15 protein-coding genes are annotated in these 17350 nt (G+C 59.3%); 9 read left to right on the top strand and 6 right to left on the bottom strand.

The features are described 5' to 3' along the window. Nucleotides 1–28 precede the first annotated feature (28 nt). The 6 genes from RBB47_RS24600 (at nt 29) to RBB47_RS24575 (ending at nt 7561) form a co-directional block, all read left to right on the top strand. Complete coding sequence (locus RBB47_RS24600) at nt 29–2041, top strand: bifunctional DedA family/phosphatase PAP2 family protein (RefSeq protein WP_305988558.1); 2013 nt, start codon at nt 29–31, stop codon at nt 2039–2041. Nucleotides 2042–2196: 155 nt separating this feature from the next. Next, complete coding sequence (locus RBB47_RS24595) at nt 2197–2625, top strand: YeeE/YedE family protein (RefSeq protein WP_305988557.1); 429 nt, start codon at nt 2197–2199, stop codon at nt 2623–2625. A 4-nt stretch (nt 2626–2629) separates the two neighbouring features. Beyond that, nucleotides 2630–3067: a DUF6691 family protein gene (locus RBB47_RS24590; RefSeq protein ID WP_305988556.1), complete on the top strand. Its 438-nt coding sequence runs from the start codon at nt 2630–2632 to the stop codon at nt 3065–3067. Between the two features lie 37 nt (nt 3068–3104). Continuing rightward, on the top strand, nt 3105–3998 hold the full coding sequence (locus RBB47_RS24585) for an MBL fold metallo-hydrolase (RefSeq protein WP_305988555.1): 894 nt from the start codon (nt 3105–3107) through the stop codon (nt 3996–3998). A 37-nt stretch (nt 3999–4035) separates the two neighbouring features. Then, nucleotides 4036–5706 carry a bifunctional protein tyrosine phosphatase family protein/NAD(P)/FAD-dependent oxidoreductase gene (locus RBB47_RS24580; protein ID WP_305988554.1) on the top strand — a complete coding sequence of 557 codons (1671 nt, stop codon included), beginning with the start codon at nt 4036–4038 and terminating at the stop codon, nt 5704–5706. Between the two features lie 70 nt (nt 5707–5776). After that, complete coding sequence (locus RBB47_RS24575; RefSeq protein WP_305988553.1) at nt 5777–7561, top strand: SulP family inorganic anion transporter; 1785 nt, start codon at nt 5777–5779, stop codon at nt 7559–7561. A 19-nt stretch (nt 7562–7580) separates the two neighbouring features. On the opposite strand, the gene RBB47_RS24570 is transcribed toward RBB47_RS24575, so the two are convergent. Further along, nucleotides 7581–8069, bottom strand: a complete 489-nt coding sequence (locus RBB47_RS24570; protein WP_305988552.1) for a hypothetical protein — start codon at nt 8067–8069, stop codon at nt 7581–7583. A gap of 132 nt (nt 8070–8201) precedes the next feature. On the opposite strand from RBB47_RS24570, the gene RBB47_RS24565 reads away from it, so the two are divergent. The 3 genes from RBB47_RS24565 (at nt 8202) to RBB47_RS24555 (ending at nt 10496) form a co-directional block, all read left to right on the top strand. Then, the gene (locus RBB47_RS24565) at nt 8202–8711 is read left to right on the top strand and encodes an MmcB family DNA repair protein (protein WP_305988551.1); all 510 of its coding nucleotides are present in this window, start codon (nt 8202–8204) and stop codon (nt 8709–8711) included. Between the two features lie 82 nt (nt 8712–8793). Further along, the gene (locus tag RBB47_RS24560) at nt 8794–10350 is read left to right on the top strand and encodes a deoxyribodipyrimidine photo-lyase (protein WP_305988550.1); all 1557 of its coding nucleotides are present in this window, start codon (nt 8794–8796) and stop codon (nt 10348–10350) included. Nucleotides 10351–10352: 2 nt separating this feature from the next. Further along, nucleotides 10353–10496: a DUF2256 domain-containing protein gene (locus tag RBB47_RS24555; protein ID WP_305988588.1), complete on the top strand. Its 144-nt coding sequence runs from the start codon at nt 10353–10355 to the stop codon at nt 10494–10496. Nucleotides 10497–10919: 423 nt separating this feature from the next. Here RBB47_RS24555 and xylA read toward each other — a convergent pair whose 3' ends face one another. From xylA to xylF, 5 genes are all read right to left on the bottom strand, one after another. After that, nucleotides 10920–12239 carry a xylose isomerase gene (gene xylA, locus RBB47_RS24550; protein WP_305988549.1) on the bottom strand — a complete coding sequence of 440 codons (1320 nt, stop codon included), beginning with the start codon at nt 12237–12239 and terminating at the stop codon, nt 10920–10922. A 10-nt stretch (nt 12240–12249) separates the two neighbouring features. Next, nucleotides 12250–13701, bottom strand: coding sequence for a xylulokinase (gene xylB, locus RBB47_RS24545; protein ID WP_305988548.1), 1452 nt, complete (start codon nt 13699–13701; stop codon nt 12250–12252). A 134-nt stretch (nt 13702–13835) separates the two neighbouring features. Further along, entirely contained in the window at nt 13836–14603 is a 768-nt protein-coding gene (locus RBB47_RS24540; RefSeq protein WP_371932851.1) for an ATP-binding cassette domain-containing protein, read from the bottom strand. 24 nt (nt 14604–14627) lie between these two features. After that, nucleotides 14628–15923: a sugar ABC transporter permease gene (locus tag RBB47_RS24535; protein WP_305988546.1), complete on the bottom strand. Its 1296-nt coding sequence runs from the start codon at nt 15921–15923 to the stop codon at nt 14628–14630. A gap of 123 nt (nt 15924–16046) precedes the next feature. Further along, nucleotides 16047–17078 carry a D-xylose ABC transporter substrate-binding protein gene (xylF, locus tag RBB47_RS24530; RefSeq protein ID WP_305988545.1) on the bottom strand — a complete coding sequence of 344 codons (1032 nt, stop codon included), beginning with the start codon at nt 17076–17078 and terminating at the stop codon, nt 16047–16049. Nucleotides 17079–17350: the final 272 nt, after the last annotated feature.

Raw genomic sequence — 17350 nt, 5'->3', positions numbered from 1 at the left:
TGATTTACAGTCAGACCGACAAACGTCCGTGACAGAATTTCTTGATCCCGTACTGACCTTCATCGCAGAAAATCCCGGGCTTGCAGGCCTGATCTGCTTTCTGGCGGCCATGGGCGAGGCTTTGTTCATCATCGGTTTGTTCGTACCGACAACCGTCGTCCTGGTTGGAGCAGGTACGCTGGTTGGGCTCGGCAAGCTGGATCCGGTGCCGCTCTTCATCTGGACAACGCTCGGTGCGACTGCAGGAGACGCCATTTCCTACTGGATCGGCTGGAGGTTCAAGGACAGGATCAAGAGCATGTGGCCGCTCAACAAGTACAGTCACATGGTCGAAAGCGGAGAGAAGTTCTTCGAGCGCCACGGCGGTAAAAGCGTCTTCTTCGGCCGCTTCGTGCCGGGTGTGAAGTCCATTGTGCCCGGCATTGCCGGAATGGCGGGCATGAACTTTACCCGCTTCAGCATCGTCAATGTGACTTCAGCCTTTGCCTGGACGATCGCGCATATGGGCCCGGGCATCATTGCCGGAACAGCCCTCAGCGCGATTGGCCAGATCAGCGGACGACTTGCATTCGTTCTCGGTGCGCTTCTCTTCATCATCTTCCTGATCGTGATGCTGGGGCGATGGCTCATTCTGATTATCCTGCCCTTGTTTCCGAACGCGCATGCCGCGATCGTCGCCTGGTTCTCCAAGCACCCTGACCGCGTATCGCAATGGATCGCGCGGAATTTCGACCCGGCCCATCCGCGCTCTGCGGGAATGCTTGCCTCAACGCTGTTGCTCCTGATCACCATGCCGTCGTTCTTCTGGCTGGTTGGGCAGGTCGCACCAGGCGAACCGATGGTGCGCGCGGACCTGTCGATCCTGAATTTCTTCGACAGCGTGCGCACAACCGTCGGCGACCAGATCATGGTCTTTTTCACCATGCTCGGGGACGGTATTGTCGTGACGGCAGTCTCAATTGCAGTTGCGGCCTATCTCTTCGGAAAAAAGGCCTGGCGGCGCGGTATCGGCTTTGTCATCGCCATGGCCGGAACGGCGATGTTTGTTCCATTGTTCAAACTGATCCTGCACAGGTCGCGCCCCATTGAGCTTTATGCAGGAGCTGATGCCTACAGTTTTCCAAGCGGTCACGCGACACTGACGGCTGTCCTCTTCGGTATCTGCGCCGTGCTGATTGCGCATGACTTGAGCAGGTGGCTGAAGGCGACGATTTTCACCATAAGCGCCACGCTCGTGATCACCATCGGGTTCTCCCGCGTTTATCTTGGCGCACACTGGCTGTCCGATGTCGTGGCCGGATTGTTGTTCGGCACGGCCATGGTGTCGGCCTTCGCCTTTGTATTCGGCCCGATCCACAATGAAAAAATTGGACGGGCGACCCTTGCAGGCATTGTCGTGGCGACGCTGACGGTCTTTGGTGGGTGGCATATCTGGTCAAGCTTCGACCAGGCGCTTTTGACCTACCAACCGAGGGCCGATACGGAGGTGCTGACGGCATCCGGGTGGCGTGACAGTGAATGGCAATCGCTCCCGGCCCGCCGGATCGAATTGAGTGGCGACCGGGAAGAACCGCTGATCATCCAGTATGCCGGACCGCTGCCGCAGTTTGAGAAAGTTGCCGAGAGCGACGGCTGGCTTCGGCCACCGAAATGGTCGCTGACAACGGCCGGTGGATTCGTCGAAGGCCAAACACCGCCCGACTCCTTACCGATCCTGCCTCGCAGCCAGAGCGGACGGCAGCCCGACCTCGTCCTGATCCGCAATGATTCCGACGAAAGCCGGGGCGGACGCTGGGTGCTGCGACTGTGGCCAAGCCGCTACCAGATTCTGGAGGGCGGCAACCTGCAGCCGCTTTACCTCGGCAGCGTCGTTCACGAAGACATTCTAAGGCCGATGGGCGAATTCTCGGGTCCAAGAACGGATCTTTACGCACCCCCACCATCGGAAAATCCCGCGCTGCTCATGCCAGGCGCCATCTCAAAGGATCGTTCTGACGGGACGGAAGTGGTTTTGGTTCTGAGCGAAAAGGCCGCACAGTAAATGCTGCAACTCTCCATCTAAATCACACCGCCGCTTGAAGCCTGTTTTCCCGGCACACCGTCGCGGCTCGAATATTGCCGTCTCGGTAAGGGGAATCACTTGCGTCTAAATGATTATATTCATATATTCGAAAATAACATAATAATGGAGCCACCATGACCGACTTTACGCCCCTATTGAGCCTTGCCGGCGGAGCTTTGATCGGATGTGCCGCTGTCTTCCTGATGGCGCTGCACGGCCGGATTGCCGGCATCAACGGCATCGTCAATGGGCTTTTGACGACACAGACCGGTCAGGACTGGGCCTGGCGCGCCGCATTCGTTGCCGGGATGATTGCAAGCCCCCTGATCCTGCTTGGAGCAACCGGGCAACTCCCGGACATCAGTATCCCGTCCTCACCATGGCTTCTTATGGTTGGCGGGTTTCTGATCGGACTTGGCACGACTTACGGATCGGGCTGCACGAGCGGCCACGGTGTTTGCGGCATTTCCCGATTTTCGGTGCGTTCGATTGTTGCCACCATCACCTTCATGGCAACGGCAGGGATAACCGTTTTCATAATCCGACACGTGTTTGGAGGGTGAGTCGATGCGAATAATTTCTGCCTTTGCCATTGGTCTCTTGTTTGGCTGCGGCATCCTGATTTCCGGGATGGGTAACCCTGCCAAGGTGCTGAATTTCTTCGACATCGCGGGCACATGGGACCCGAGCCTGGCATTTGTCATGGGTGGCGCGCTCATTGTAACGGGCGTTGGCTACAGATTGGTTTTTCGCTTCGGCAAGCCGGCATTCGCCACTGCCTTCGCATTGCCGACAAGGCAGGACCTTGATGTGAAGCTGGTGGGCGGATCAGCCGTTTTCGGCATCGGTTGGGGCATGAGCGGGTTTTGTCCGGGTGGCCTGATCCCGGTGCTTGGACTGGGCATGAGCGGACCGCTTCTGACCGCTATCGCAATTCTGGCGGGCATGCTGACCGCGAAATGGACGACACGACTTGTGTTCAAGGAACAAACGGCCGGTGCCTGACGAGCCCAGGTATCCGATCAACTTCAGGGAGAACAAAATGCAAGGTTCCAATTATCCCGTCGATATGGACGTCAAACCGGATGTAAAAGGCTTTTTTGATCCGGCCACGAACACAATCAGCTATGTCGTCAAGGACCCGGCTTCAAACGCTTGCGCTGTTGTCGACAGCGTCATGGATATCGACTATGCGGCCGGGCGCATCACCTACGACAACGCGGATGAAATCATTGCCTATATCGAGGACAACGACCTTGAACTCGAGTGGTTGATCGAAACCCACGTGCACGCGGATCATCTGTCGGGCGCTCCCTATATCCAGCAGAAACTTGGCGGCAAGCTCGGAGTCGGCGACAAGATCACTGTGGTCCAGGAGACCTTCGGCAAAGTCTTTAACGAAGGCACGGAATTTCAGCGCGACGGCAGCCAGTTCGACCAGCTGTTCAAGGACGGTGACACATACAAGATCGGCGAGATGACCGCCTTTTCCATGTCGACACCCGGTCATACGCCGGCCTGCATGGTGCATGTGATGGGCAACGCCGCCTTTGTCGGCGACACACTGTTCATGCCGGACGGCGGTTCGGCGCGTGCGGATTTCCCCGGCGGCGACGCGGCCGTTCTTTACGACTCCATTCAGAAAGTGCTGGCGCTGCCGGATGATCTGCGCCTGTTCATGTGCCACGACTACGGCCCCAACGGACGCGATATTGCCTGGGAAACCACGGTTGGCGACGAAAAGGCACACAACATCCACGTTGGCGGGGGCAAGACGCGGGACGACTTCATCAAGTTCCGGACCGAGCGAGACGCGACCCTCGATATGCCCAAGCTGATCATACCCTCGCTGCAGGTGAACATGCGCGCCGGCAAGCTGCCGCCGGCGGATGAAAGCGGCAAGACCTTTCTGAAGGTGCCTGTGAACGAACTTTAAAGATCGGTAGCAGACCACTGGGAGGACAGCGCGAACCATGAAAAGCATCAACGAACAGATCTCCGTCGCCCCACAAATCCGGCCCGAAGACCTGGTGGAGATCGCTCAGAGCGGCTTCCGCTCGGTGATCTGCAACCGGCCCGACGGCGAGGCGGCAGACCAGCCGACATTCGAGGAGATAGAAGCTGCCGCGAAAAAGCTGGGTCTTGAAACGCGCTACCAACCCATCGTCGCGGGCAAGGTGAGCGACGAAGATGCCGTGATGTTCGGCGAACTCATGAACGCTTTGCCGAAGCCCGTGCTCGCCTACTGCCGGACCGGAACCCGATCCGCAACGCTGTGGTCTCTCGCCCAGGCCGGGGACCTGCCACTCGCCGATATCCTGCAGCAGACCGGCTCCGCCGGATATGACATGGCAGGCGTCGTGCGGCGGATCGCCAATGGCGGCAAGACCCCGACGGAAACGGCGGAAGATGCGCGCTTTGACGTCGTCATCGTCGGTGGCGGGGCCGCGGGTATTTCGGCTGCTTCAAGCCTGCTGTCACGCAAGTCCGATCTCGACATCGCAATCATAGATCCGGCCGATGTTCACTATTACCAGCCGGGCTGGACCATGGTCGGTGGCGGCATCTTTCAGGCTGCCGACACGGCCAAGACCATGGCGTCGTTGATCCCAAGAGGAGTGCACTGGATCAAATCCGCCGTCGCAGCGTTCGAACCTAAGGACAATGCTGTCATTCTGGACGGCTGCCGGGTGGTTAAATACGGGCGGCTCGTCGTGTGTCCGGGCCTGAAACTGGACTGGCACAGCATTGAAGGGCTCGTCGACACGCTCGGCAAGAACGGCGTGACCTCCAACTACCGATACGACCTCGCGCCTTACACCTGGAAACTTGTGCAGGAGACGCAGGCAGGCCGCGCAGTGTTCACGCAACCGCCTATGCCGATAAAGTGCGCCGGCGCACCGCAAAAAGCGATGTATCTGTCGGCCGACCATTGGCTCAAGGCTGGCCATCTCGGAACTATCGACATTCAGTTCATGAATGCCGGCGGCGCCCTTTTCGGCGTCAAGGATTATGTCCCGGCCCTGATGGACTACGTGAAACGCTATGGCGCTTCGCTCAATTTCTTCCACAACCTGATTGCCATTGACGGTCCTGCCCGAAAGGCGACTTTCGAGGTGAACAGTCCCGGTCAGGATCCGCTCAAGGTGGACGTTGAATTTGACATGATCCACGTGACGCCACCGCAGACTGCACCGGACTTCATCCGGGTCTCACCGCTCGCAGACGCTGCTGGCTGGGTCGACGTTGATCAAGCCACCCTGCGTCACAAGACCTTTGAAAACATCTGGTCGCTTGGCGATGTCATGAATGCGCCCAATGCCAAGACGGCGGCCGCGGCACGCAAGCAGGCTCCTGTCGTTGCCGAGAACATTGTTTCAGACATGAAGGGGCACAGCGCCACGGCGCAATATGACGGATACGGCTCCTGCCCGCTGACCGTCGAGCGCGGCAAGATCGTCCTGGCCGAGTTCGGCTATGGCGGGACGCTGTTGCCAAGCTTTCCGCGTTGGCTGGTGGACGGGACCAAGCCGACGCGGACGGCCTGGCTGCTGAAGGAAAGGATCCTGCCACCCGTCTACTGGCGTGCCATGTTGCGCGGCAAGGAATGGATGGCCAAACCCGAAAAAGTCTCGGCGGCCTGACCGGGCCGTACAACTCGACCGACCCCACAACGAGCCGGGTAACCGGCTCGTTTTCTGTCAAGGCAAGTGAATGTCCCCTCTTAAGCGTTATCTTCCCATCCTTGATTGGGGCAAATCCTACTCAAAAGAAACGGCGACGAGCGACCTCGTGGCCGCAGTGATCGTGACGATCATGCTGATCCCGCAATCCCTTGCCTACGCGCTGCTGGCCGGTCTGCCGCCTGAAGTTGGCCTTTACGCCTCCATCCTGCCGCTGGTCGCCTATGCGTTGTTCGGCACCAGCCGCGCGCTTGCCGTCGGACCGGTTGCCGTCGTGTCGCTGATGACGGCATCAGCGGTTGGGGAACTGGCGCAGCAGGGCACGCCGGAATATCTAGGCGCTGCGATCGTCCTCGCTTTCCTTTCCGGATTGATGCTCGTGTTGATGGGCCTGTTCCGGCTCGGTTTTCTGGCCAATCTCCTCAGCCATCCGGTGATTTCAGGGTTCATCACCGCTTCCGGACTACTGATCGCAGCGAGCCAGCTCAAACACATTCTTGGCGTTCCCGCGCACGGGCATACGCTCTCCGAAATCCTCTTGTCGATCACTTATCATCTTAACGAGATCAACTGGATCACCGTCGGTATCGGCACCGGTGCTACGGTGTTTCTTTTCTGGGTTCGCAAAGGGCTCAAGGTCCAGTTGTTGGGCGCAGGCCTTAAACCCTTTCTGGCCGACGTTTTGACCAAGGCCGGTCCGGTTGCCGCCGTTGCCGTTACGACGACGGCAGCCGCTGTCTTCGATCTCGGCGACGAAGGAGTCCGCCTCGTCGGCGACATTCCGTCAGGCCTGCCGGCGCCACAACTTCCGCCATTCGACAGCGAGCTCTGGCTGGCGCTGGCGGGTCCGGCCCTCCTGATATCCGTGATTGGCTTTGTGGAGTCCGTTTCCGTCGCGCAGACACTCGCAGCGAAAAAACGCCAAAGGATCGAACCCGATCAGGAACTCATCGGGCTCGGCGCGTCGAACATCGCGTCAGCCGTCTCCGGCGGCTATCCGGTCACCGGCGGTTTTGCGCGCTCGGTCGTCAATTTCGACGCAGGCGCCGCGACGCCTGCCGCCGGAGCATTCACCGCTGCAGGCATTGCAATTGCCACGCTTTTTCTGACACCGCTCCTGACCTATCTTCCGCAAGCCACGCTTGCGGCAACGATCATCGTCGCCGTGCTTTCGCTGGTGGACCTCGGTGCCGTGAAGAGGACCTACACCTACTCCAAAAGCGATTTTACCGCGATGGCGGCAACGATCGGCACCACATTGTTTTTCGGAGTCGAATCCGGTGTCGTCGCCGGGGTCACCCTGTCGATTGCGCTCTATCTATACCGAAGCAGCCGCCCGCACACGGCAATTGTCGGTGTCGTTCCGGGGACGGAGCATTTCCGCAATGTCGACCGGCATGCCGTCATCACCGGTGATCGCGTCCTGACGCTCAGGGTTGATGAGAGCCTGTTTTTCGCAAATACACGCTATCTGGAAGATCGGATTTACGCTCTGGTAGCGGACAGACCGAATATCGAACATGTCGTGCTGATGTGCCCGGCCGTCAACGCAATCGATGCCAGTGCCCTTGAGAGCCTGGAAGAAATCAACCACCGCCTTTCAGATTCCGGCGTTGCCTTTCATCTTTCGGAGGTCAAAGGACCCGTTATGGATCGGCTGAAACGTACAGACTTTATCGATCACCTGACGGGTCAGGTGTTCCTCAGCCAGTATGACGCGCTCTGCAGCCTGGATCCCGTGACGGCGCATATCGCAGAATCCAGAACACCGAAGAAGGCAGCCCAGTCAAAAGTCTGGGCCGGACCCGAAATCTGAGACCAAAGTGACGTGATGCCTATTTGTTGTCGGCAGCTCTCAGCACCGGCGTGATCTTTTCGCAGAACCGGAAATGCACCGGCGGCCTTTCGCCTTCCTGCACCATCAGGCCATTCGATCCCCTCGGCTGAACCGTTACAAGCTCGATTGCTTGCGCCCCGTTTTTCAGAAGGCAGTTGATGGCCGCGCGTTGCGTGTCGAGGCGCCCGAGTTCGGCACCGTAGACCTGGCAGATCCGGTCGGGCATCTCCCAAAGGCCGCGATAGATTGCAAGCATGCTTCCCGGAGCTCCCTGATCGATGCGCGCTGCGGGACAATCGTTCAGGTCACGCACCCAAATTCCCTGCGCGAATTCGGCGAACCTGAGATCGAGTGTCCGTCCCTTCAAGAGAGGAGCTGACTTTGGAACCTGGATCTTCAGATCGCCCTTGGCGGCATGCCCCAAACCCGGCAATGCCAGAACCAGTACCGCAGACAAGACGCCGCAAAGTGCAAGATCGAAACGCATATTTCCTCCCGGATCGACGCCTTTCAACATACCCGCGGGTTTCCAATCCCGAAACACGCCATTTGGCAAAATTGAAGACAATCCCGTGAACGAAGTCTTGAATTATGTGAACAAAGATGGAACAAATCAAGCATGGCAACCAAAACCTCCCAGCCTGCAGGCCGCATTCAGCTTGAGGATCCGCTGACGGATGGCCGGCAATCGGACACAGCGCTCAAGGTCTGGCGTGGAACCGCGCGTCTGTTGCGCCAGTTCGACTTCGCCTGCCTGCCGGAAGTCACGCTTGCCTCAGCGCGCCGGGCAGACCTCCTTGCACTCGGCCCGAAGCACGAGCTTTGGATTGTTGAGGTTAAATCGTCGATTGCAGACTTCAGGGCGGATACCAAGTGGCCGGACTACCGCCAGCATTGCGACCGGCTCTTCTTCGCAACGCATCCGGATGTGCCACTTGATATTTTTCCGGAAGAGACCGGTTTGATCGTCTCTGACGGGTTCGGCGCGGAAATCCTGCGCGAAGCGCCGGAGCACAAGCTTGCCGCTGCCACGCGCAAATCCGTAACGCACCGGTTCGCACGCCACGCCGCCAACCGGCTGCACGACTTGTCAGATCCAGATGGCCGGCGGTTTTTTGAAGGGCTCTGATCAATGCCCTTCAGGGCAAGATCCACCGGCCGGATCGTGCGTAGACTAAGCAATTCAATTTAGTTGATGAGCGTTGCTGCCCGTGTCACTTGCCGTTCAGGTTGTCTGGTTCAAAAGAGACCTTCGTATTCAGGACCATGCGCCGCTCAAGCGGGCAAGCCTGCGCGGCCCTATCCTTCCGCTTTACGTGATCGAACCCGGTCTCTGGCAACAACCGGATGTCTCCGGCCGGCAATTCGCTTTCCTGAAAGAGTGCCTGGAGGAACTGCGGCAGGACCTTGCCGCTCAAGGACAGCCGCTCGTTGTGCGAACGGGCGAGATAACTGAAGTTTTCGAAACGCTTGCGCGGCAGGTCGACATTGAAGGCCTCTGGTCTCACGAGGAGACCGGAAACCAGTGGACATTCGAGCGCGACAAGTGCGTCGCAGACTGGTGCAGGTCGCGGGGCATCCACTGGACCGAGTGCCGCCAGAGCGGTGTCATGCGCAGACTCAAGAACCGCGATGGCTGGGCTCAGAAATGGGACCGGTTCATGGCCGAGGCGCCAATCGACCCTCCTGTTCTAGAACCCCTGACCGGCCTTGAAATCGGCCCCTTGCCGGCGCGCGAGGACCTCCGTCTTGCAGACGATCCCTGCCCCGACCGGCAAACAGGCGGACGCGATGCCGCGCTTTCGACGCTGGAGAGTTTTCTGTTCAAGCGCGGCAAACCCTACCGCGCGGCGATGGCAACGCCAGTCCGTGCATTTGGTGCGTGTTCAAGGCTCTCGCCGCACCTTGCTTTCGGAACGCTCTCCATGCGGGAAGTCGCCCAGGCCACATGGGCGCGGCAACAAGAGCTCAAGCAAAGCGAGTTTACCGGCCGCAGCACCTGGCAGGGTGCCATGCGCTCTTTTTCCGGCCGTTTGCACTGGCACTGCCATTTCATGCAGAAGCTTGAAGACGAACCCCGGCTCGAATTCGAAAACCTGCACCGCGCCTATGACAACCTTCGTCCGAAGGACCCAGACCGGCACCGGCTAAGGGCATGGCAGGCCGGCGAAACGGGTCTGCCATTTGTCGATGCCTGCATGCGATGTCTGGCGGCGACCGGGTGGATGAATTTCCGCATGCGTGCAATGCTCGTGGCCGTTTCGAGCTATCACCTGTGGCTCGACTGGCGCGCTCCGGGCGAGCATCTTGCGCGCCTTTTCACCGACTACGAACCTGGCATTCACTGGCCGCAGGTTCAGATGCAGTCCGGCACCACCGGGATCAACACAATCAGGATCTACAATCCGGTCAAGCAGGGGCTCGATCAGGACCCTGAAGGTGCCTTTGTGCGCAAATGGGTTCCCGAGCTGACGCAGATAGAAACGGACCACATTCACGAACCCTGGAAAGCCGACAATGCCGGCAAAGTGCTCGGAAAATCATACCCGTTCCCAGTGGTCGACTACCTGAGTGCCGCCAAGGAGGCACGGGAGAAAGTCTGGGCCGTGCGCAAGGGACAGGCGTTCAGAGGAAGGGCTTCAGACATCCAGCACAAACATGGCAGCCGAAAAAGCGGCATTCCAATGCGTGGACAGGAGCGCGCCCGTCGCAAGACGCGCAAGCAAACCGAGACAACGCAAATCGATCTTTTCGGAGACAATCCTTGAAGATGCGCAAAAAGGCCAATCTGCCGCAAAAGACCTGCGCCACGTGTGGCCGGCCCTTCGTCTGGCGCCGGAAATGGGCGCGGGACTGGGACGCGGTTCGGTATTGCTCGGAACGGTGCAAACGGCAGAAGTCGGCGCAACGGTGATGGTTTCTCACGTCGACTATTGGCTTCGGCCCATTGTGCCGATGACGCACGCACAAACTGTGTCTCTTTTCTGCAGTCGTTCCATGGGAAGACCATGGGACCCTTGACGCTCCATTTCCTGGGTCAAGTCCACTGCCGTCCTATTGAGAGAGTGCGTTTGAGCGCATATCGATGAAATGACGGCACAATACCGGTCGGCAGCAGGCCGGGACGCGGAACGATCGCTCGGTTTGCAGGTCACTCCACAGCGCCAATTTTCGCTCACCCGGACAGCAGTGGATCACGTTCGGCAAAAACGGGTCGCATTGGCGTATCCATAAGGATCGCAACAATCGCGGCACTTATGAGCTGACGACACTGACGTTTGCGACCAAACTCCAACACCAGCCCAATCAGCGACCCCGACCTGACCTTAAACCCAAGTCACGCAAACAGGTTCGCGAGGCTTTCGAGATATTCCTGGCGGCCTGACTTCGGCTGTGGTTCCAGATCCTTGCCATGGACGCGTTCCGCGAGGGCTTCGAGAGAGGAGCCGCCGTTCAGGATGTCCGCGTTTTCAGGTTTTTGCCAGCCGGCATAGCGGTCGTCGACGAATCCTTTGAGGCGGCCGTCCTCGATGATCGCTGCAGCTGCCTTGAGGCCACGGGCGATCGCATCGGCCGAGCCGACATGGGCCTGGATCAGGTCGACCGGATCGAGCGACTGGCGGCGCAGCTTGGCGTCAAAGTTGGTTCCGCCGGTTGTGAACCCGCCGCCCATCAAGATCTCGTAATAGGCGAGCGCCAGCTCGGGCACGTTCATGCCGAAATGATCCGTATCCCAGCCACACTGATAGTCGTTCCGGTTCATGTCGACGGAGCCGAGAATGCCGAAGGACCGCGCCATGTGCAGTTCATGCTCGAAAGAGTGGCCTGCCAGGATGGCATGACCCTGCTCGATGTTCATCTTGACTTCGTTTTCGAGGCCATAGGCTTGCAGGAACCCGAACACCGTCCCGACATCATAATCGTACTGATGCTTGCTCGGCTCCTGAGGTTTCGGCTCGATCAGGATCGTGCCGGAAAACCCGATCTTGTGCTTGTACTCAACGACCATGTTGAGGAAGCGGCCAAGCTGGTCCAATTCCCGTTTCGCGTCGGTGTTGAGCAGCGTCTCGTAGCCCTCACGACCGCCCCAGAGCACATAATTGGCTCCGTTCAGGCGATGGGTCACGTCCATGGCATTCTTCACCTGCGCGGCAGCATAGGCAAACACATCCGGGTCCGGGTTGGTTGCCGCGCCTGCCATGTAACGGCGGTTGGAGAACATGTTGGCCGTGCCCCACAGAAGCCCAATGCCGGTGTCTGCCATTTTCCCTTCAAAGACGTCGGCTATGGCGTTCACATTGGCATTGCTTTCGGCCAGCGTGCTGCCTTCGGGAGCGATATCCCGATCGTGAAAGGTAAAGAACGGCATCCCGAGGATCTGAAACATTTCAAAGGCGACGTCAGCCTTGAGCCGAGCCTGATCCATCGGATCGCCACCGGGCGCCATCCAGGGCCGAAGGAAAGTCTCGCCGCCAAAAGGATCGCCGCCCGGCCAACAAAAGTTATGCCAGTAGCAGACGGCAAACCGCAGGTGATCCTCCATGCGTTTGCCAAGGACAATTTCATCCTTGTTGTAGTGGCGGTATGTCAGCGGATCGCGGCTCTCCGGGCCGGCATAGGCAATCGGTTGAAGATCGCCGAAGAATCCAGTGCTCATTTTTCGCTCCTCAGAAGCCGGCCTGCTTGAAGGCCGGATAAAGTTTGCGCCAACGGCCATAGGCCTCGGCATAAGGTTCAGTCAGATCGCGGATCGGGTCGATGCTGGTCTTGAGCGCCGGCTTGCCGAAGATCCCGTCCGTTGTTTGAAGAGCCGCGGCCTGCCCGAGACGGGCCGCGCCGAGAGATGCGCCGAAGTCTCCGTCAACGGGGACATCGACGGGAACGTGCAACAGGCTGGCGATAATTTCGAGCCAGACGCGGGATCGCGATCCGCCCCCAACGGCGAGCAGCCGGTCAATCCTGGTCCCGGCCACGCTGAGTGCTTCCAGGCAGTCTTTCAGGGCGAAGGCGACACCGTCCATCACCGCATGGGTCAGGGCGCTTTCGTCGGTCTCGTGCGAAATCCCGGCAAATCCGGCGCGAATCTCGACATCATTGTGCGGCGTTCTTTCACCGCCGAGATAAGGCAGAAACGCAACAGAAGACGGTCCGGCAACCCGGCCGAGGCCGGACGTGAGGGTCTCCGGCGAAGCTTTTACAAGCCCGGACAGCCAGTTCAGACTGTCGGTCGCCGACAGGATCACACCCATCTGATGCCAGGTGTCAGGGACAGCGTGACAGAAGGCATGGACCGCACCTTCGACATTGGGCGAGAACCGGTCATTGGTGACGAATAGCACGCCGGACGTTCCGAGCGAGACAAAGGCGGATCCGGGATCGACGGCTCCGACGCCGCAGGCAGAGGCGGCATTGTCGCCACCGCCGCCGGCAACAACCGGCGCCGTCTCGAAGTCCCAGCGCGCACAAAGATCCCCGGTCAGGCTACCGGAACTCTCAGACCCCTCGACGAGGCGCGGCATGTTTTCCCGGCTGAGACCGGTGGCTGTCAGCAGGTCGTCGCTCCAGTCACGCCTGGCAACATCCATCCACAGCGTGCCGGCGCTGTCGGACATGTCTCCTGCATACTCACCAGTCAGCCTGAACCTGACATAGTCTTTCGGCAGGAGAACCATCGCGGTTTTGGCGAAAATCTCCGGTTCGTTTTCGCGCACCCACTGAAGTTTGGGCGCCGTAAAGCCCGGCATGACGAGATTGCCGCCGAGGCTCATGAATTTCGGTTCCCTCTCGGCCAACTCGGTGCATTGGCGTCCGGATCTGCCGTCATTCCAGAGGATACAGGGGCGCAGCGGCTTTCCGGTTTCGTCCAGAAGCGTGGCGCCGTGCATGTGACCGGAAAGCCCGATTCCGGTAACTGCAGCCATTTCGGCAGGAACCTGATCTTTCAGCGAGTCCATGACGAGTTGGCAGGCCGTCCACCAGCTTTCCGGATCCTGTTCCGACCAGCCCGGATGGGGACGCTGGACGGTGAGTTCGGCAGTCGCGGAAGCGATCAGGGACTGGTCCTCGCCAATCAGGATGGCTTTGACGGAGCTGGTACCGATGTCGAGACCGATAAACATGAGGTGCGTTCCTCAAATACGAATCAGAATGCCAATGCCTGCTGTGAGGTTACGGCGGGTCGTGTGTGTTGCAGGCTGAAAACATCCGGCAACAGAGGTCTGATTGCCCGCGAGTGTCCCGCGGGCCGGGTTGCCTAACTTGCGGCGGCTTCTTCGACCAGCGCACCCGGTCCGGGCGTCGCTCCCGGGGGGCACTTGCCGAGAATGATCATGCCAAGCACATCGTCATCGGTGACGTCTGTTGTCTTGGCGGTTCCGACCAGCTCTCCGTTCTTCATGACCGCAATCCGGTCGCAGAGCTGGAAAACATCATGGATGTCATGGCTAATCAGAAAGATGCCGAGGCCCTGTTTCTTGAGTTCCTGGATCAGCTCCGCAACCATCTGGGTTTCATGAACACCGAGCGCCGCCGTGGGTTCATCCATGATCAGGATCTTGGCATTGAAATAGACTGCCCGGGCGATGGCGACCGATTGGCGCTGACCACCAGACAGAGCTTTCACCGGTGCATGGAACTTTTTGAAGTTCGGGTTCAGCCTGCCCATGATCTTCCGGGTTTCGGCTTCCATGGCATCGTCGTCGACAAAGCCGAACGGCGTGGTCATTTCCCGGCCCAGGAACAGATTGGACGCTGCATCCAGATTATCTGCCAGAGCGAGGGTCTGGTAAATCGTCTCGATGTTGTAGGACCGCGCGTCGCGCGGTGAGTGAATGTGCACTTCCTCGCCGTTGATCAGGATCTCACCGCTATCGGCCTTGTAGGCCCCGGAGAGGATCTTGATCAAAGTCGACTTGCCCGCACCGTTGTGGCCGAGCAGGCCGACCACTTCGCCCGGGAAAAGATCAACAGTGACATTGTCGACCGCACGCACCCCACCGAAGGAGATGCTCATGTTCTTCATTTCTACGAGAGGCGTTTCCATGTCTCAGTCCCCCGTACGCTTGCGGTAGATGATGTCGACCAGGACAGCCAGGACCAGCACCACACCGACGACAATGTTCTGCAAAGGCGCGTCGACCCCAACCATGGCCATGCCGGATTGCAGCGACTGCATGATCAAAGCGCCAAGGATAGCGCCGTAGATGGTGCCAACTCCGCCGGACAGGGCGGTTCCGCCAATCACTGCCGCAGCAATGACGCGCAGCTCGTCGAGCGTGCCGATGTCGTTGGTTGAAAACCCGAGGCGGGCCGAGGCGACGGCAGCAGCAAGTGCGCAGAGGCCGCCCATGATGGCGAAGATCTTGACGGTCAGGAAGCGGGTGTTGATGCCCGACAGTTCCGCCGCGTCCGGATTGCCGCCGGCTGCGAAAATGTACCGGCCAAGTCGCGTGCGCTGCGCGGTCACGGTCATGGCGACCGCCACCAGAATGAGCAAGACGACCGAGTAAGGAATGCCGTACCCGACCTGCAGTCCTTCCGGCATCGTTTCGCCCGCCGCTTCGAACATGCGTCTCAAGCGTGCCGCAGGAATATGATAGGCGTTCAGGATCGCGACAAACCCGAGAATCGCGACGGAGGTGATAAGGCCAAGTGTGATCTCGGCCCAGGCCGGTTTGACCGGGAAACCGTGTGACGCCTTTCGCCGCCTCGACGCGATCTGCAGCCAAAGGGCCATGGCGACAGCAAGAATACCGAAAATCCAGGACGCGCTTTCACCGAGCGTTCCACCGATGCCGCCAAGCATGGTGAAGGTTTCGTTCAGCGGGCCGATAGTTTGTCCGGACGTGATGAACCAGGCAACGTTGCGCCAGACGAGCAAGCCTCCAAGCGTGACGATGAAGGCCGGAATGCCGAGATAGCCGATCATCCAGCCCTGGAAAGCACCGATTGCCACACCGACGAGAACGCCGGCGATCAATGCCAGCACCCAGATTGCGGGATGGCCGAGACCAAGGACATCGGGGTGGGCGAGAATATCAGTTTGAACCACCGCCATGACGGCGGCGACGGTTGCGAGCAGGGAGCCAACGGACAGATCGATGTGCCGTGTAACGATGACGAAGACCATGCCGGTTGCCATGATTGCCACGGAAACGGTCTGGATCGTCAGGTTGAAAATATTGCGCGGTGTCAGGAACCGGCCATCCGTCACAAAATTGAACACAAGGCACAGAACAACAAAGGCCCCGATCATGCCCAGAAGACGGGTGTCGAGCTGCAGTGCGGCAAACATGTTTCTAGCTGCCGGGCTCTTTTCGCCGGGCAGGGCGCTGTCGGACATCGAGGTAACTCCTGCTTGGAGACCATTGCGCTTTCGCGCCGGGTGGTCCACCCGCGGAACTGATTAGCAGAGTTCCGGTGAACGGCCCCGATCGTGCAATCGGGGCCGAGCGTTTCAGATCGATCAGTTACAGGGAGCCGGACCGCCGGACACGCCCTGGCACAGATCGTCCTTGGAGATCCAGCCCGCGTCGACGACAGCGCTCAGGTTGTCCTTGGTGATCGGAAGCGGTGCAAGGAACTTGGCGGTCAGATCGGTGCCCGATGGCGAGGTCCACTGACCGGCGCCGTCAACGTCACCCATCTTCGAACCACCGGCGAGGGCAACGGCAATTTCACCTGCAGCCTTGCCGAGTTCACGGGCATCCTTCCAGACGGAAACGGTCTGTGTACCCTTGGCAACGCGATTGAGGGCGGCATGGTCACCGTCCTGCCCCGAGACAGGAATGCCGTCCATGCCCTGTGCCGTCAATGCGGCAACAACACCACCTGCGGTGCCGTCGTTCGATGCAACGACTGCGTCGACATTGTTGTCGTTGGCGGTCAGGATCTGTTCCATGTTGCGCTGTGCGTTCGCCGGCAGCCAGCCATCGGTGTACGCTTCGCCGACGATCTTGACGTCGCCAGCATCAATTGCAGCCTGCAGGACTTCCTGCTGACCGCCGCGGAGGAAATCCGCATTCGGGTCGGTCGGCGATCCCTTGATCATGACGTAGTTGCCCTTGGGCGCAGCAGCCAGAACCTCGGCAGCCTGCATCCGGCCGACTTCGACGTTGTCAAAGGTCAGGTAAAAGGCGCGCGGGTCGTCGATCAGGCGGTCGTAACCGACAACCGGGATGCCTTCGTCCGCTGCAGCCTGGACGGCCGGGCCGATGGCCTGTGCGTCCTGCGCCAGGATGATGAGGGCTGTTGCACCCTGAGCGATCAGAGCTTCAACATCGGACAGCTGTTTCGCGGACGAGCTTTGGGCGTCAGAAGAAATGTACTTTGCGCCAGCAGCTTCCAGAGCGGACTTGATGGCAGCTTCATCTGTTTTCCAGCGCTCTTCCTGAAAGTTCGACCAGCTCACGCCAACAACAACGTCGGCAGCCTGTGCTGCTGTCAGAGCGGTCGCGGACATAAGGGCGCCCGCCAACAAAATGGTGATCTTACGCATTGCGATGTTTCCTCCAGTTGGCGCGGTTACTCTTTCGGCCGCGCCTAAAAATGCGTCTTCTTCGTGGGCACCATTTGTGCGGTGCCACATATAGGACAGCCTTATTGTTATTTTTTTTGGTGTCCGAAAAAAAGTTGCAGGAAAGGGCCGCTCCTGTCAACATGGTTTTGCAAAACTTTGCTCCTCGGGACATGATAATCGTCGACGAGCAGCGAAAAACCGGGAAAAACCCGGTGATGAGGAAACACCTTGGGAAGAGCTGAGCGAGCATG

This window comes from Roseibium sp. MMSF_3544 (genome assembly GCF_030732845.1).
GTDB lineage: Bacteria > Pseudomonadota > Alphaproteobacteria > Rhizobiales > Stappiaceae > Roseibium.
The sequence above is the reverse complement of the archived record's forward strand: the minus strand, read 5'-3'. Positions and strand labels throughout refer to the sequence as shown.

What these genes read in the sequence shown, in the direction of transcription:
- RBB47_RS24575 (WP_305988553.1), top strand. Translation starts at nt 5,777, where the DNA reads ATGTCCCCTCTTAAGCGTTATCTTCCCATCCTTGATTGGGGCAAATCC.
- RBB47_RS24565 (WP_305988551.1), top strand. Translation starts at nt 8,202, where the DNA reads ATGGCAACCAAAACCTCCCAGCCTGCAGGCCGCATTCAGCTTGAGGAT.
- xylF (WP_305988545.1), bottom strand. Translation starts at nt 17,078, where the DNA reads ATGCGTAAGATCACCATTTTGTTGGCGGGCGCCCTTATGTCCGCGACC.
- RBB47_RS24580 (WP_305988554.1), top strand. Translation starts at nt 4,036, where the DNA reads ATGAAAAGCATCAACGAACAGATCTCCGTCGCCCCACAAATCCGGCCC.
- xylB (WP_305988548.1), bottom strand. Translation starts at nt 13,701, where the DNA reads ATGTTTATCGGTCTCGACATCGGTACCAGCTCCGTCAAAGCCATCCTG.
- RBB47_RS24585 (WP_305988555.1), top strand. Translation starts at nt 3,105, where the DNA reads ATGCAAGGTTCCAATTATCCCGTCGATATGGACGTCAAACCGGATGTA.
- RBB47_RS24590 (WP_305988556.1), top strand. Translation starts at nt 2,630, where the DNA reads ATGCGAATAATTTCTGCCTTTGCCATTGGTCTCTTGTTTGGCTGCGGC.
- RBB47_RS24595 (WP_305988557.1), top strand. Translation starts at nt 2,197, where the DNA reads ATGACCGACTTTACGCCCCTATTGAGCCTTGCCGGCGGAGCTTTGATC.
- RBB47_RS24535 (WP_305988546.1), bottom strand. Translation starts at nt 15,923, where the DNA reads ATGTCCGACAGCGCCCTGCCCGGCGAAAAGAGCCCGGCAGCTAGAAAC.
- RBB47_RS24540 (WP_371932851.1), bottom strand. Translation starts at nt 14,603, where the DNA reads ATGAAGAACATGAGCATCTCCTTCGGTGGGGTGCGTGCGGTCGACAAT.
- RBB47_RS24555 (WP_305988588.1), top strand. Translation starts at nt 10,353, where the DNA reads ATGCGCAAAAAGGCCAATCTGCCGCAAAAGACCTGCGCCACGTGTGGC.
- xylA (WP_305988549.1), bottom strand. Translation starts at nt 12,239, where the DNA reads ATGAGCACTGGATTCTTCGGCGATCTTCAACCGATTGCCTATGCCGGC.
- RBB47_RS24570 (WP_305988552.1), bottom strand. Translation starts at nt 8,069, where the DNA reads ATGCGTTTCGATCTTGCACTTTGCGGCGTCTTGTCTGCGGTACTGGTT.